The sequence below is a fragment of the Shimia sp. CNT1-13L.2 genome (assembly GCF_024331145.1).
GTDB lineage: Bacteria > Pseudomonadota > Alphaproteobacteria > Rhodobacterales > Rhodobacteraceae > Shimia.
On the sequence record NZ_JANDJO010000001.1, the window covers coordinates 460,577 to 476,483 of the forward strand.

Sequence of the window (15,907 nt, forward strand, 5' to 3'; positions counted from 1 at the left end):
TATGGGCGGTGAAACATGACCGCTTCGCCAAACACATCTCACTCTGCCGAGGTTGAGTCGACAACCTGCTGCCATTTCCACAGACGTCCTGAGGAAACCAATACCACTGAAGAAAATCTGAGTTAAAACGTTTCCACACTTCAATCCATCCACTTAGCGATAGCATCGTGAAGCATCCATGGGGAAGGAGCGGTGCACTTAACCTCTGTAGTCGAACTGGCGGTGAAATAGCACCATTCTTCATCATCCGAAGACCACTCGCCGATGATTTCACCATCGATGAGCAGCACGTCGCCGCTGAAAGAACCGTTGTGATAACCGGTCATTATGATGCCGTGACGGACCATGCCTCCGGCATCAACCAGACCACAAATGGCACGAAACTGGCTACGTACAGATTCCAGAGCTTCGCCTGACAACACACCGACTTCAAAGGTACGATACTTCACCGTACCGACGAAGCTGCCATTACTTTCGTCAGATGATATCTCACAGGACAAGTCGCCATATTCATCAACAATTTTTTGCATTGTTCCAATTTTCATAGTTAGGGCAGTTTGAAATTGAGTATTTTCAATACCTCAAAGAAAGCGCCGAAATGGTGTTTGGAAAGATGATTCTAGCTCTGTCCCACCGGCTTCAATTGAATCACATTTGACCCAGAAGCTTCCAAAGAGCGGCCAAAAATCGCCAACTCTCCCGAACGCGGCAGAGACAACCTCTGACGAACTTGTCCGAGCAGCAACTCGCTTCCATCTTCAATTGCTTCAATAGCACGCCGAAACATGCGCGGCTTCTCAAGAGGCATTTCCTTGTCGAAAGGCTCCCCCCGCTTGCCACGGTACCCATTCTTCGAGGCGCGAATATTCAATGCCCGTGCCCATTCAGAGTCGCAGACGCCTAGGTCCTGTGCGCGTTTGATTTGGGCAAGAATTGAAATCCCCCATTCTTGCTTATGTGAAGCAAACTCCTCCAAAGACGGATACTGTACGGTTCTCAAGAATGAGTCACGCGGGAAAAGCAGTGCGCCGGCAAATCTGTGCGCTTGTTTCTCGATTGCCTGATAGGTTTTGGCGTGGCGGACCTCTTTTTCAGAGACCGAGCCAAAGTGAGCCAGAACATGGTAGAGCTCATGCGCAAGATTGAAACGCATCCGTACCGCGGATGATTCAAGGGTGTTAGCACCGACAATTGGGCGTTGAATGTGGTCAGCCCATCGGGAATACCCAGATTGCTTCTCGTTCTCGATGTCGAAGGCGAGAACAGGGATACCAATATTCTCAAGTGCCAAACACATATCGGGAATTGGGTATGCACCCAAGCCCCAAGCGTCACGACAATGGTCGGCCAAATCTTCAATTTGCTCATTTGAAACAGCCGCCCAATTCAGCGGCCAATTCTCAAGACGAGGCAACTCAAGCCTCGGGAAATCAACATATTCACTCAAGATCCCAAAAGCTTCGGCTGCCCAGTCAATACGTTGCGAAGTCTTGTTTTGTGAGCGCAGCGGTTCAGACGCCTGCCGACGCCAGAAAACCGGACCACTCATCGGAGGAGGTGTTGGCCTCAGGAAAAACTGACGTGGGAAGGCTGTTCTTTCAACAATTGCGTCGAAGGTTTCCTGCTTAGGCAGCGAGTCACCAGACTCAAGAGCGGTCAACGCATTCGTCGAGATATCCAACATGCCGCTTAGAGCAGTTTTAGTTAACCCATGCGCTTCTCGAGCTTGGGTTAGCCGACCACTAACAAATCCTTCTACCCGCTTCATCGCTCAACGTCTTTCTCTCCCAGATTACTTTTCAGCGTAACTACGACACGGTCCTCCTGAGTGCGGCTAGCAGCTTGCACAGAATAGAAGTTCGACCAGTCAAGCATCGCGCTGAGCTCGCCGTTCATCACGTTTGCCTTGAAAAGCCAAGAGCTAAATGAAGCATCGGGGACAACGAGCCGCATCATTTCAAGAGCGGTATCTCTACGATTGAAACCACCCGACCTCATTCCATGTTGAACTACAGCAAGTATCGTATTTCGGGCGTCGATCCTCTGACGCCAGCCATCGCCGAGGTCCATCTCAAGTTGTCGAATGGCAAAGTGTGACGCCGCCAAGTCAGCTTTATACGCTGCATGTTCAGGTCGTGCCGACAAATTGTCGATGGGCTCAGTTACCACTAAGAGTTGACCAATCTGGCCAACAACAATTTGCTGACCATTACATGCAAGTGACTTCACCTGAAATGGAGTGCCATGGTCAGTGCATGAACGCATCAGCGCCCTCATCCCGCTGCTGCGCCGGGCCCGCCGAACCGTTTGCAGATCGATCCGGTCCAACTCGGAGTGCGGGCGAGTTATCGAAAATACGCCGGGAGGGCTGACAACATCCTCGTAGTTCTTTGCATACTCACCGCGAAGGGCATCTTGGAGCGACGTCATAAAGGGTTCTTGGAGATCCCTCTGCAAGGTGTTCAATATTTCAGATTCGCTCATTAGACTACTCATCGGCATCAAGTTGAGCGGAATATTTCACGAAAAACACCAAGTGACAAGGGGTGAGGCTCATTTTTGGCAATCCGGTAAGAACCCACCAAATCGTTTGGGCTAGTTTTTCGGTTGGATCATTGAGCTATCGGCAGCGGTCCTCGGGTATCACGAGACGATCGCAATGATGCTCACGCAGACACCTTCCTCTCCCCAACGGAAGCTGCTACGACTGCACCTGACATGGCAGACGCGGCCATGTTGGGGCGTGGAAACCCCTTCTCTGACTAGGCCGAAACTCGGCTGAACACCTTTGACCTATGGTCGGGGTGCCTGTGTTATACAACAGGCCCCGGCTAAAGGCACAGGGTCCGTGTCAGAGCGGATTTCCAACACCCCGATCACCAGTCAACCGCGAGGGCGCTCGCAGATCGGGGCCTTATGCAGCCAAGTCGTGTGAATAGTATGCGTTTCGGCGTGGCTCGGTCCTGCGACAGCATTTGTGGCTACATAGCAGCTCACAAGCTTTCGAAACTATCTCTCACTAAATTCTGTTGGCCTGTTCGCATTCAGGGGGGATCACCCTTTTGCCAAGGCTCCAGCCGACCAAACCTCTGTTGGAGGTTGGCAGGCCAATACCAGTGACCCGACATCAATATTCAGGTGCATATCGACCCATGAAGAAACTAACTATTTCAGCCCTTGTAGCATTTTCCCTAGCAACATTCGGTGTGGTTGGCCAAGGCGCTGCCGAAGCGATTCCTCAAACGCAACAGGCAGAGCAATCACGTTGGCTTTTGGAGGTCGCTTTCAAAAAGCTTTCGGAGCGCGACCGCATCCAAATCCAACTCCATTTGGCCGAATACGGTCTGTACAACAGCACGCTAGATGGTCTTTGGGGAGGGAACACCGCTGCCGCGCTGAATATTGCCGCCGACATGATGGAACAAAACATGGGCGGCGAACTAAGCTTGATCACGTTGGATCGGTCAAAGGCCTTTCTCAAACAGTTTGTGGACGGATCGGCCAGCGCGTACATGTGGGGAGAAGGTGGCGAGTGCGACGGCTGTGCCGAAAGCGACCAGCAAATTCTGACTTCAACAGGTAACACAGTTTTCTTGCCAGAAAACTTTCGGTGCAACTCTATCCCTCGCACACGGGAGTCTGGAATTCTTGAAACGGGTAGCCCGCAATGGACCAAAGCCATGGACAAGGTCGATGCCCTGGTGATGTCCTTTGACCGATCCGTCCAACAAGGACGAAACATTAGCGCTTCCGACAGGCGTCAAATCGAAGAAATCATCAGCAGATATGAAATACCTTACGCGGCTGAAATGTATGGATACGCGCTTTACCAGTCAGGCGACCTCAAAAGAGCACATGAAATCTGGGCGACAGCTGCAATATACGGCGAACCCAGTAGCGCCTCGTTGCTGACGGTTTCACTGATGGGAGGATACGACGAATTCAAACATTTGAAGTTCGAAAATTTCCCCTCAACCGAAGTGATCACACATTGCTTGCGCTTTGCAGCGAGCGAGGGAGTAGAGAACGCGAAACTTTGGCTGGCAGCCGGTTTCGTTGGAGATACAGACGTTCCTGAGGGCGTTCGAAATACTCTGGGGATCGATACCACCCAAGCCCGGTGGTTGCTTAACTCGCTTTCTTCGAACGCGAAAAACGAAATGGCAAACGACATTTCAAGCATTTTGGCGCTGGCTGACGCGGAAGATCAAAAAGAACGCTCCGCGCAAGAGCGTCAAGCTGCCAGTGCTTTACGAGAGTTAACCTCAAAATGCGACGATTTGGTCAAACTGAAAGGCATCTGCTGGGCGCAGGCGATCGATGAGATGGAAACGTCTCTCATTTCACAGGGGTACAAGTGTGATATCGGCCCTATCCGAGGTCGCGCCTGTGAAGCTGGCAAAGCAGAGGTTTACATTTCCGACGTGGGCATTTCGTTCAATTGCACTGCATTTGAAATCTGCCCATACGATTTTGAAGAAGTTTCAAGCTTTCTCATTGAGCAGGGCTTAGTTGCATCGATGGAGAAAGGCCGAAGCTTTGAAACACCAAATGAATTTACGTCTATTCAACTTACCCTGTTAGGGTTTGATACACCCAGCCAGCCATACTGGCTTTTTTTCAGTTGTGGCAAAGGCCCAAAAGGGCAAGAGCTTTGCGTTGAGCAACCCGAGGGCGGTGAAGTCAGGATTGTACTGAGGAAGAACACCTATGGCGCTGCAACACCCAGCTTTCAGTGAGATAGCGAGTGGTAGATCAAGAACCTAAGGCCATTTGAACCAAGGCACCTTTTCCTTTCTGGATTTGCTCCTTCAAACTCCCATTTCTTGATGCCATAGTGCCTCAGCAAGCTTGGCATTTTGGTTAGAATTCAATTGACTTCCTTTTCTCTAGAACCCCGCCTCACCAGAGAGGTTTGGCAAAAATTAAGAGAAGGGCCAGTTCCACTCGTTGATCCGACTGATTTTGGGAACATTCGGAGCTTTGTAGCTGAATACAACGAGCGACTTAAAAGCCGAAGCTACGTTCCCAATGTGGTTCATGGCTACTTGGGTCTTCAAAAGGGGAACGGGGTAACACGATTTCTTCCAATCCTCACCAAGGAAGACATGGCAATATATTACCATCTTTGTGGCTACATCGGCGAAAAGGTACTGAAGAAGGAACCTAACGTTTTTGGTGGTTGGCGTTCTATTCCGGTGACTCCCAGAGCGCCAAAAACGTTAACTCACACTAAGGATGAGATTGAGGCGAAGGCAGCTCAAGCGGGGTATTTCTTTGACACCTTCTCCGACACGATGTGGCTCGAGCAGTTCAAAAATTTCACGCAACTTATCCGAGAACTGTCAAAACAAGCGTCTAGCGGGACTTACGTCGCAACCACCGACATAGCCAATTTCTATGATTCGATTGAACTTCCGCGTCTTGTCCAAAAGCTACGGCGTGATGTCCAAGGAGAGTTGCACGAGGAAATCGAGCTCTTGGAAATGTTCTTAGCGCTTTGGGATCGAAGGACGACTGGGTACAGCCGTTCGTCAAAAGGTATCCCTCAAGAGATTATCTCCGATGGCTCACGCTTCCTGTCGCATTACTATCTACAAGATTTTGACGGGAAGTTCATGGATTACTGCAGAAGGAACAAACTACTCTACGTTCGTTGGGCGGATGACATGTTGATTTTCGGGCCAAGCAAAAGGGCTTTGGAGCACGCGATCCACAGGGCCTCACGGATTCTGCTGTCAGAAGGGCTCAACCTCAATGCGCACAAAACAAGGATTCTTAGCCGTAATGAACTAGCACGCAATCGCGGCTTGGACGTCTTGAGCGCCATAGATTCAAGGAATGCCGCCGACTTTCGCAGGAAGTTGCGCTCAGCGATTTCATGGCATCGACAAGGAAACCAGCTACGCTTGGACACGGTTTTTCGAGCATCTCTTGGTTACACATTCAGGCTAGGTAAAAATGCCAAGACGTTTGAAAAGAATTTCCTATTTGAGACAGTAGACGAGAATCCAGACATTCTTGCAACGCTCAATGACGTCCAGTTGATACGACTGATTTCAATCGCAGATGATCCGAAGGAGATGTTTGTGAAAGTCAGAAGCTCTTGTCTGACTCGTCCATATGCGGGAGCTAGAGCCAACTTCCTTCTGTTGATTAGAAAACATAGCAGGGGGCTTGTCCGCATAGGAATTTCTGAAAGGCTACAAAAATCCTCTGTTGAAATGATCGCAAGAGAAAGCGGTGACAGCGTGATAATCAGAACCATCTGCGCTCCCCCAGCCTTGGCAGCCATCCCCTAAGATCGCCTACTTTCTGGGAACTTGTCAGCAAGGGTTTCCACACCCTCAGGCCTGTAATGGAACATTCGTTCAAACTCTGGATCTTCAAAATCAGGTCGCCAAAAGGGTTCGTAGCTCGCAATGAAATCACGATTTTCAAGCACGAGAATTTCATTTGGCTTATATTGCACCGACGCGGCGACTTCCGAGCCCTTTAGGTTTCCAGAAACACATACTCTCAGGCAATCTCCATCCACGAGCTTCCGGTCAATCTCCTCCACCGAGTGCTTGTCGATGAAAAACGTTTGCACAGCTGTTGTTAAAAAAGGTGGAGCGATTGCAGGGCTAACGGTCCAATCGCGACCGAGTTTGAAATACGAGCTTATCGAACAATTTTCTAACCTCGACACGCTAGCATTGAGAAAGATCACCATAAATCTTTGCTCCTCGAGGCAGTAGTAGGCATATCTTGAGAAAACTATGGTGTTTGCTGATGGCCGAAGTGCCTTTACCGTTAGAAGCGAGACGGCTCCCGCAAACAGCCCAACCCCCACTAATGCCTCCAAAATTGAAAGGGCTTTCCCGAAGCCATTAGGCGATATGTCTCCGTAGCCAACAGTCAGGATGGTGACGAAATTGAAATAGATAGTGTCGAGTACTCCGACAGCCTTACCGTCAGATCTCTGAATCCACTGCGCTTCACAACACTTTAATCCGACAATCTCAATCGAACTGACCATCATGACAACGCCAACGTAGGTGATCAAACCGAAGAGGACCAACCGCCAGAAAGACGTATCATCCACGAGCTTGAGAAACTTTCCTTGGCGTCTTCTAGGTAGCTGATGATATTTGCTATTTTCACTCATTATCAATTCTTTCGAAAGGGTCGGCAGTAGCATCAAGTGCTTTAGGTGAGGTCCTCATTTCAAATCTGCACACACTTCTACAAGGCTTACTCGCAAACCAGAAGACGTGCTTTTCCGATCCCGGACCCAAATTCGGTTGAAATGCAGAACGGTCTCTCGGATGCCTTCTACGACAAACCAAGGTTTGCTTTGTACGGAGGGTCCGAATTGACAGAATACGTTGCCTATTATCGGGTTTCGACGGAACGGCAGGGCCGGTCTGGCCTTGGGCTGGAAGCCCAACGTGCGATGGTCGAGCAGTTCCTTCAACCACATGACAAAGTGATTGCCGAATTCACGGAAATCCAGTCTGGAAAACGCGATGACCGGGCAGAGTTGTGGAATGCAATCAACCTCACCAAGAAAACCCGGTCGAAGCTGCTGATCCCGAAGCTCGACCGCTTCTCCCGAAAGGTGTCATTCATCTCGGGTATCATTGACCAAGGAATTGAATTGGTCGTCTGCGAGCATCCAAACGTCTCAACATTCTTCCTGCACCTGCTGGCCTGCTTTGCCGAAGAGGAACGCAGACAGATTTCAGAACGGACCAAAGCGGCACTCAGAGCGGCAAAGAACCGTGGGACCGTGCTTGGCCGGAATGCTCATGCCCTGAACGCCAAGCGCCAATCAGAAAAGCGGGATTTCTTCGAGACCATCCGGGATGAGTTTGAACGAGCCTTCGAGGAGGCTGGTACGTTCTCAGGAACCGCACGGCTGCTGAACGAGCGGGGTGTCCGAACCGCCAAGGGCGGCAAATGGTATCCGCAGACGGTTCGGAACTACTCAATTGGCATGTCTGATGATACATGGCGATAAATAGAGTAAGCCCAACACCTTCGTTACTTGGATCAACCACCCATCAAGCAACGACATGGACTTGGCTTGAATTCGCACTCTGGACGCTAGCCAGAGCGGGGTTGTCTCGTATCCCAAACAACATTTAGCCATCTTCACACTCGCTCAGCATTCGCCTATCAACGAACCTAGAAGGCTAGCTGAAAGGCTCCGAGCCGATCACAGTTTTCGAAAAGAGGTTTTTCATGTCGAGCACCACAGATTATGTGATTGAGAAAATGTGGGCACACGCGCAGCGGTTCGTCTCCCAAGTTTCATTCACCTGCCCGGAATGCAACGAATACATCGAAACTGAAGTCGATGTACCAGAGCCAAATTTCGCTGCCGACAAGACATCGGACATGACCAGCGACGATGTGACGGAAGTAGAATGCCCCAAATGCGGAGAGTGCTTCTCTGCCTATGCTTATGCAGGACCATCTCACTGCTCAATAGAGTTGAACGACTATCCAGAAACCTCGGTAAGCGCTGATATCCCACATTACACACAGCCAGACGATTGGGACGACTACGAACTTCCAAAAGATCCGTTTCAGATATTCATGACAACGACGACCGAATTGCGGTCCATGTTGAAGATGCACGGCAGTGCAGATCCCGAAGCTTTGATGAATCGGATGATCTTCTCGCAGGTCATCGCTGCGTTTGAGGCATATTTTTGCGACACGCTTATTATTGAGGTCACTCGGTCAAACGATGCGATGCAGAAGCTAATTTCCAAGGACGGGGCGCTTTCCGAGATCAAGATCGGACTTGCCGATGTCTTGAATGGCTCTAATCTCGTGAAGGAACAAATTGAATTCAGCCTAAAAAACAGGCTCTATCACAAGATTGATGACGTTGCGAAACTTTACAAGAACGCGCTCGACTTAACGATCAGACCGGATCGCCAAGCCCTCACCGACATTAAGACAGCCATTGGTTACAGGCATGATTGCGTCCACAGAAATGGGATGGACAAAAGTGGCAAGCAGTTGAATGTCTTCGATACATCGTATGTCACCCATATCATTGAAACAGCCGAAAACTTCGTCAAACATACACAGGATCAGATTGACAAACGGCTGCCATTCTAGTCGATAGGCCTTGTCTTCTTTGGGGCGGGAATGGCTATCTCTATCGCCAGCCTTAAGGCACTTTAGAACGGAATATCGGGGCCTCTGTGTTCTTCGAGCCGCAGTTCAGCCGAACGCTTGGTCCAAAATCTTCTACGCAGTTCAGACAGCTCCGGCAGGTCAGCCTCGTCAATCACACCGGGGAGGGCATCCAACATTTCCGCAGCATACTGCTTTTTGAGATACCGCCTGATGGTCATGGTGACATCACGGATCAGTGCGCCATACTTGTCCACGTACTGACGTGATACGGGAACGCCGCCAGCGGCTTCGGCTTCAATCTCGGCGGCAGAAAGCTTGTGCGATGAGATTGCCTCAGAGCACTGGGACACCAAGCTCCCAATCTCCTTGAGCCAGTTCGCAATTTTGGGATCGTCAATTTCCGCCAACTTAGCGATGAGATACGCGCGGTTGAACAAGAACAACCGTTCTTCACCTCGTAGGTCAGCAAGGCTTCGCCTATCAACCAACTTTCCCAGCTTGGCACCAAATGCTTCACACAGAGGCTCCCAGAAGAACTCACCAATCCATTCTCCATACGAAGGGCGTAGGGGCCTAGTAATCGGCCCATCAGCCCCACCAAGCAAAGCATCCAGATCAGCCAAACATTGCTGTGAATTCGTCTTGTAATGATGCTCTTTGGACACGAACAAATCCCCCAAATCTTTGATGAATACGAACTACGTGGAAGCGGCAGAACGTGCCACTGTTTCAGATTGCTCAACGTCTAGGTTGAACGCCGCCACCGGCGTCAGAAACACATCGACTTCTAGCAGCGGAAACAACTCCTGTTTCACCTGTTTCAAGACGGCCACGGTCTCGGCTGTTCGCGGCACCTGATGTGGGGTGAAGACGGTTTTCTTCCGAGCGTTATCCACGTCCGTCTTCACACATGGGACATCCAACTCGTCCGCCAGCACCTCGGCAAATTCCTTCGCCTTCAGCTTGGAGACATTTTCCAAGTGTTCCCGACCAAAGGCTTTGGGCTTCAGTTCATGTGTTCCGGCTTTTCTCAGTTTATGGGCGATGACCAAATCACGACGCAAGCGCTTTAGCGGGCCGTTCTCGGTTGCCAAATGCCGACCTGCATCACCTTGGGCTGCCAGCTTGCCTTCAAAGAACGAGGCAAAGTCTTGGTAGTCGGCAACGGATTTCAGGCAGTGAGGATTGCCTTTGTTGTATTGCGACCAGATTACGCGGGTGGTGTTGAACTGATCGACCGTTTCCCAAGGCTGTGTGGAGAAGGCCAGATGTTCACAGGTCTTGCCCTCGCCATAGGAGGCCAACACATCACCCGCCTTGTCGGGCTTCCGCTTCCAATCGAACTCCATCGATAACCGCTTGACCATTGTCTTATCCACGAAGTCCATGCCCTGTTCGTACATCTCGCGAATGCCCGTGCCCATGGTCACGGTCAGCGTGTCGGTGGGCTTGCGTTCAAAGAACAGTTTTGTGATCTCGGCATTCTGTTCGGACTTGTTCAGCACGCCTTCAAGCTTGATACCGCCTTTGGCCAAAACAACCTTTTCGTCATCCTTGGGGTTCATGCCGGTGCCATCCCAATCGGAGGCCTCAGACGGCTTCAAGGTGGCCTGCCCACGGGTACGCCAGCCCACAGGCTGACGGATGATATGCTTGATCTCGTAGATACCCCATTCGCCAGCAAGCCGTCGTCTGGCGTCCAGATATCTTTGCCCCAAGGGGCCAGCATGAACAACATCCCGCATCTGTTGATCCGTGGCTGTTGTCAGAAAGCCGTCTGTCGTCACGCTGAAGATTTGAACGCTTTCGGGAAGGGCGTTCATGATTTCACCCAGCACACCCCGACAGAAAGCCGTGATGAAGGCGGCATAGACAGGATTAGTGATCTTGCTGGGTTCCAACGGCTTGGTCTCGGCATCCCGCAGATCGTATATCCGCCGCTCTCTCAACCCTTGAGCGGTTTTGCCATAGGTGGAATTCACAAGCTCTTTCCAGAAGAGGTTGTCCAGAGTCTTCTTGGGATACTTGGAACGTTCGGCAATGCAGTTGCGGGCAAAGCCTGAGAAGGGGCGTTTCGCGGGAGCATATTCCTCTGTCCGGCTGATAATCCTGTCAGAGTCGATCTGCCGACCTTCAACCAAACTGATCTTGCACCCAAGTCGTTTGGCCAAAAGGATTTCGCTGATGTGGGTAGTGCTGTTGCCTTTTCTTGGAAACAGCAAGCCATTCTCCGTTCGCACCGGCAAAACCGGATATCTCACGTCTTCTGGGAACTCGAAGTCCACATTGGCAAAGGCCAGATCATCCACGGCAAAACGGGTAAGCAATTCCTCGGTGCTGCCTATCGCTCTGATCGTGTCCCAGTGAGGCGCACCGATAATCGCCATGGCCGAAGGATACGCACTCGTCAGATCATAATCGTACCAAACACCTTCTAGCGCAGGGCCAAACCAGAATTGCTCGTTGCGCCCCCCATGATAACACTCGGTAAAAAAGTCCTCGTTCCAATGCAGCTTGCTTGTCGAGACAATCCGCTTGCGGGACTGAAAGCGATTGTTCTTCTTACTCCAATATTTCTCGATCACCTCTTCCTTCGCCACGATGTCCAGAGGATGAACACCATGGCTTGCCCAATACTCTTGGATCAAATCAACGCCGATGGAGGTTAGCGTCACGGGCAGTTTGAACTTGCCAGTCTTTTCAAAATAAAGGCGGATGATACGTGAGGTGTAGTGGGCACAAATCTCAGCATCCCGAATGGCATAGTCTCGAAACAGCCGCCAATCGCGCTCCATGAACACCGCCATATGCCGCTTCAGATACAGCTCTTCTTCCGGATCATCAGCGAGCTTCAACTTTTCAAATCCAAGGATATCGCCAAGCTGCGCCAGACTTCTGGCACCCGTAGGAGCCAGCGCAATCGTATCCCTGATCTTCACACCAAGACGAATGGCTTTCCGGCCTTTGCCCTGAGGCAGTTTGACCGCAATGTCCTTGCTGACATTCATGAACAGGCTTCGAACGTTTTCGAGGTTCAGGCTGGCGCGTTTGTCCTCATCCTTGAAGTCGCTGAACCCCGGCACATCTGCTCGTGTGAAGTGGGCCACCAGATAGATATCGACGGGCAGCTTTAAACCCGGATGAGCACGGAAGCCCGCCGCCAAAGCATGGGTGACAAACTCAGATAGCGTCAGCCGATCCTCGTCCCGACGCCCTTTCGGCAGAACAATCCCCGACCAGCTTGGCTCTTCCCCGTCATTGCTTCGCGTTATCACCCTACAGCTAAACTGGTAGGACAGAACCTTGTTTCTGATCTCCACCAACCCATCAGCATTCACGAACTCTTCCCGCTGATACTCGGTATCAAAGCCAATAATCAGATAGCGGGGATAGGCCGATTTTGGATTGTTCTTCGGCAGAAACTGCTCTTTGCTGAATGTCATATTGGCTTGCATGGAAACCTGAATTGCAGTGAGACTGAGGCAACGGCGTCGCCAAGTCAGAAATGGTAAAAGTTGGGCCACTACACCCATATGGAACTTTTACTATTTTTGCATTCCAATTCACAAGACCGGGGGAGAATTCACCCCTCATTCCAGAGACTGTGGGACATTCTCCCAAATTTGCCAAACCGCCACCAATGCACCTGCATCGGCGTATAAATACCATCACACAACAACACATACCGACCATATAAAGCCATATTGAACACAGCTCGTAGCTCTCTCGTATCAGGACAGCGATACAAACAAACACATAGCCAGCCCGAAGCGTCATGCGATCAGAAGATAATCTCCGTCGGACGGTGCAGAACCGAATTTAGTAGGTCAGCAGACATGACGTCATCGAAAAGTAGGGTCAGGAGACAGCGTAAGCCGGGGGAAGGATGAAAGCCCCCATCAGAGAGCCAGAGCAAAGAATTGTCATCACGAGACGGGGAAGTGCCGTCGCCGAGCTAGCCAAATTGCCATCCACAGGCGGCTAGTCCATCGGTCCGCTGTTAGAGCAGCACGTAGGCTGAGACCGGATAACCGCCAGCCGAGCTTTGGAAAGCAATCGTGTGTGGATGGTTTGTCAGACCTCTTGGTCTCACATGCTTCTCCTGAGCGGATAGGAAAAGTATGTTCAAAATCCAAATAATCCCAAATAGATACAAACGAAGTTCTTGATCATGAAATGATCAAGCCATGGTCCCAATGTTTGTCTATGGCTTCACTTCGTGAAGTGCTTCGCAGGTGCTTGAGAACTTTATTGGTTGGTTGGGCTGGGCGGGCTGAGTATTGAGTTCGGCCTTTGGCCAAACAGGCTTTCAGCCCGCCATCAGCATTTCATTTAGTAAACCGGCTGCGGATCGTGCTGGCGGCTTCCATCAACACATCGTCCAACTTACCCTCATCTGCCAGCGCCTTCAGTTTTTGAAGGTTCTTGGCAACGTCGGCCACATCCACACACTTGATCGCATTCAGGCCGGGGGCCAGTTCCAGAGGTGTCCGTCCATAACGGGGAGAGATGAACCAATTCCCATCATCAGACTTCCAAACCCATGTGCTGGTGATTGTGTTGGACCCATCATCGGGCACACCGGCCAGCTGCTTATCGACAGTAGCGATGAACTTCTGACGGCGTTGGGCAAACGGCTGGATCGCTTTCGGCTTCTCAGCGGCTTCAAGTTTGAACTGTTTCTCAAGTGCCATTTGGGTCTCCTCTTGTGACCACAACGGCGTCCCTTGGGTCACGGGGAGAGGGCAACGGCTCATGGGAGTACAAAGGGGTTTAATATCCCCGTTCCTGAGCTTACCAATTCAGTGAAACACTTGAAATCCAATAGGTTGTTATGTCCGATCTAAGAAATTACTTACATCAGCCCGTGAGCTCTAAATTTGAAGATAACCTCAAGATCATAGCCGCCCACACCGTTTTGTCATTGCAAGCTCGAGTCCACAGAAAAGGCACTCAGGAAACCCGACGAAGAGAGATCAAGTCGAGAATGATAGATTTCAAGTGGTCCAATGGTAAAGCTTCAGCTTACTCGAAATTGGTTGAGAATTTGATCTCCACACTTACTGGAATTCACGGTGTTTCAAAGTTGTCCGCCAAATCATCATTCTGGGATGACTGGGAACAAATGGATACTGAAAAGCGCTTTCATAGGGTTCATGCCGAGCTTTTTGGCTTCACGACTGCAAGGCGGATTAACACGATTGTACAGCTCTGCAGGCATTTCAAAGTGAGGTACGGCAATTCTCAACCTCCATTTGAATAGAAAACTGCTCACTGTGCCAAAACTCGTAACAGCAAAGGTAGCGTTCGGAGACTTGAAAGCCAGCTAGGTTGAAAATTCCGCTCTCAATCATCACCGTTGGTCTGCAAGTTCTCAATCAACTCCTTCGTTGGAGCCATCTTCTGCAAATAGAACCGCTCTAGCTGATCCACGGACGTCCCAGCATTCTTGGCCAGCGTATAAAGATTTACCCGTCCCTTGGAGCTTCTGAGGCGGGCTTGGATGGCATAGTGACGGAGGGAGTAGGGGGACAACTTTCTGTCTTCATCCACCAAATCGGCCTTTTCCAAAATGTGGTTGAACAAACGGCGGGCTGTATTGATTGCGGTTCGACGGTTTGGGTACTCCGGCATCCACACATAGTCATCCCGATCTGGCTCCACCGGGTCAAATGGGTTCCGGTCCCCTTTGTAGATCACGACACCCAGCTTCAACGTCACACTGGTTCGCTTGCCTGTCTTGCCGCCACGGACAGAGATTTCCAAATGCGGCGGGTCAGTCATTTCCTGAACGTCTTTGTGTTTCAGGCCGAACAACTCCCCTTCGGTCGGACGAAGGAAGCTGTGAACGACAAAGCGGAACATTCTGACATGATGGCCGGTGAGCTGAACACCACGCACCCTGTCGCCGCGTTTGGCACAAGCATTCGCGGCCTTCATGAATTGCCGATACTCGCTGTCTGAGAACGTGTGCCGTGGCGTGTCCACAGTTTTGATCTTTGGCATCACGGGCAGGACATTTAGAATCCCATCCTCGACAGCCAACGCCAATACCTTGCGGATAATGATCACATGTTTCGATTTGGTAGAATGGGCCAGAGGCTTTTTCCGGTTCCCGTCCAGATGTGTCAGGTAGTCACGAACCATCCCCGTGGTAATCTTGGTGACGTCATACTTCCCGAAATAGACGATCAGACCATCCTTAGAACGGTTCAGGAGTTTGTTATCCCCCTCTGACCACTTTGACTGCCCCTTCTGCATTGCCATCAGTTTCTTGGCATAGTGTTCGAAGCTGGTAGCCTTGGTCTTGGCATGATCGCTGTTGGCCTTGCTTCGGAAGCTGTCGGCATACTCATAGGCCACTTCTGCCGCTTCGAGACGAGAGGTCTCCTTGGAAGACTTGGAAACATACTTTCCGGCAATCGGATCCCAGAGACGGATCAGCCAGTAAGGGCTCCGAGGCGTCAGGAGAATGGCCAGACCTTTTCGAAGGTGTTTGATCTTGAGTATTCGATTTTTGGATTCTTTGGCCAAATCAGACCCGTCGGAAGAGTGTATAACTGTGTATAACTTTTACGGACGAAATCCGAAGGTTTCAACGAACCAAATAAATCAACAATTTCAGTGATTTAGTGGTGCCCGGGGGCGGAATCGAACCACCGACACGAGGATTTTCAATCCACTGCTCTACCCCTGAGCTACCCGGGCACGGGTGAACATCTCTGTTCGGGTTGCGGCGTTCTATGTCAGCTTTGGGGGGCTGTCC

General features: G+C 50.8%; 12 protein-coding genes and 1 tRNA gene. 4 read left to right on the forward strand and 9 right to left on the reverse strand.

Going from position 1 to position 15,907, the window contains the following annotated elements:
• Positions 1-140 precede the first annotated feature (140 nt).
• The 3 genes from NNA36_RS02315 to NNA36_RS02325 form a co-directional block, all read right to left on the reverse strand.
• Positions 141-530, reverse strand: coding sequence for a hypothetical protein (locus NNA36_RS02315; protein WP_255103847.1), 390 nt, complete (start codon positions 528-530; stop codon positions 141-143).
• 89 nt (positions 531-619) lie between these two features.
• Positions 620-1,768 (reverse strand): XRE family transcriptional regulator, encoded by a 1,149-nt coding sequence (locus tag NNA36_RS02320; RefSeq protein WP_255103849.1) that lies wholly within the window; start codon positions 1,766-1,768, stop codon positions 620-622.
• A complete protein-coding gene (locus NNA36_RS02325) occupies positions 1,765-2,484 on the reverse strand; it encodes a hypothetical protein (RefSeq protein ID WP_255103850.1) in 720 nt (239 codons plus the stop codon). The genes NNA36_RS02320 and NNA36_RS02325 overlap by 4 nt, the downstream gene beginning before the upstream one ends.
• Positions 2,485-3,152: 668 nt before the next feature.
• Here NNA36_RS02325 and NNA36_RS02330 point away from each other — a divergent pair.
• Positions 3,153-4,739: a hypothetical protein gene (locus NNA36_RS02330; RefSeq protein WP_255103852.1), complete on the forward strand. Its 1,587-nt coding sequence runs from the start codon at positions 3,153-3,155 to the stop codon at positions 4,737-4,739.
• A gap of 369 nt (positions 4,740-5,108) precedes the next feature.
• Positions 5,109-6,302 carry an RNA-directed DNA polymerase gene (locus NNA36_RS02335; RefSeq protein WP_255103854.1) on the forward strand — a complete coding sequence of 398 codons (1,194 nt, stop codon included), beginning with the start codon at positions 5,109-5,111 and terminating at the stop codon, positions 6,300-6,302.
• Here NNA36_RS02335 and NNA36_RS02340 read toward each other — a convergent pair.
• Complete coding sequence (locus NNA36_RS02340) at positions 6,299-7,150, reverse strand: potassium channel family protein (protein ID WP_255103856.1); 852 nt, start codon at positions 7,148-7,150, stop codon at positions 6,299-6,301. The two genes, NNA36_RS02335 and NNA36_RS02340, sit on opposite strands and share 4 nt — an antisense overlap.
• 207 nt (positions 7,151-7,357) lie before the next feature.
• Between NNA36_RS02340 and NNA36_RS02345 the strand changes: the two genes are divergently transcribed.
• Positions 7,358-8,005, forward strand: a complete 648-nt coding sequence (locus NNA36_RS02345; RefSeq protein WP_255103858.1) for a recombinase family protein — start codon at positions 7,358-7,360, stop codon at positions 8,003-8,005.
• A gap of 224 nt (positions 8,006-8,229) precedes the next feature.
• On the forward strand, positions 8,230-9,120 hold the full coding sequence (locus NNA36_RS02350; protein ID WP_255103859.1) for a hypothetical protein: 891 nt from the start codon (positions 8,230-8,232) through the stop codon (positions 9,118-9,120).
• A 62-nt stretch (positions 9,121-9,182) separates the two neighbouring features.
• Here the strand turns inward: NNA36_RS02350 and NNA36_RS02355 are convergent, their stop codons facing one another.
• From NNA36_RS02355 to NNA36_RS02375, 5 genes are all read right to left on the reverse strand, one after another.
• Positions 9,183-9,806, reverse strand: coding sequence for a hypothetical protein (locus NNA36_RS02355; RefSeq protein ID WP_255103861.1), 624 nt, complete (start codon positions 9,804-9,806; stop codon positions 9,183-9,185).
• 33 nt (positions 9,807-9,839) lie between these two features.
• Positions 9,840-12,584, reverse strand: a complete 2,745-nt coding sequence (locus tag NNA36_RS02360) for a DNA polymerase (RefSeq protein WP_255103863.1) — start codon at positions 12,582-12,584, stop codon at positions 9,840-9,842.
• Between the two features lie 885 nt (positions 12,585-13,469).
• Positions 13,470-13,835: a hypothetical protein gene (locus NNA36_RS02365; protein WP_255103865.1), complete on the reverse strand. Its 366-nt coding sequence runs from the start codon at positions 13,833-13,835 to the stop codon at positions 13,470-13,472.
• A 652-nt stretch (positions 13,836-14,487) separates the two neighbouring features.
• The gene (locus tag NNA36_RS02370; protein WP_255103867.1) at positions 14,488-15,675 is read right to left on the reverse strand and encodes a phage integrase SAM-like domain-containing protein; all 1,188 of its coding nucleotides are present in this window, start codon (positions 15,673-15,675) and stop codon (positions 14,488-14,490) included.
• A gap of 99 nt (positions 15,676-15,774) precedes the next feature.
• Positions 15,775-15,849: transfer RNA gene (locus NNA36_RS02375), tRNA-Phe, on the reverse strand.
• Positions 15,850-15,907: the final 58 nt, after the last annotated feature.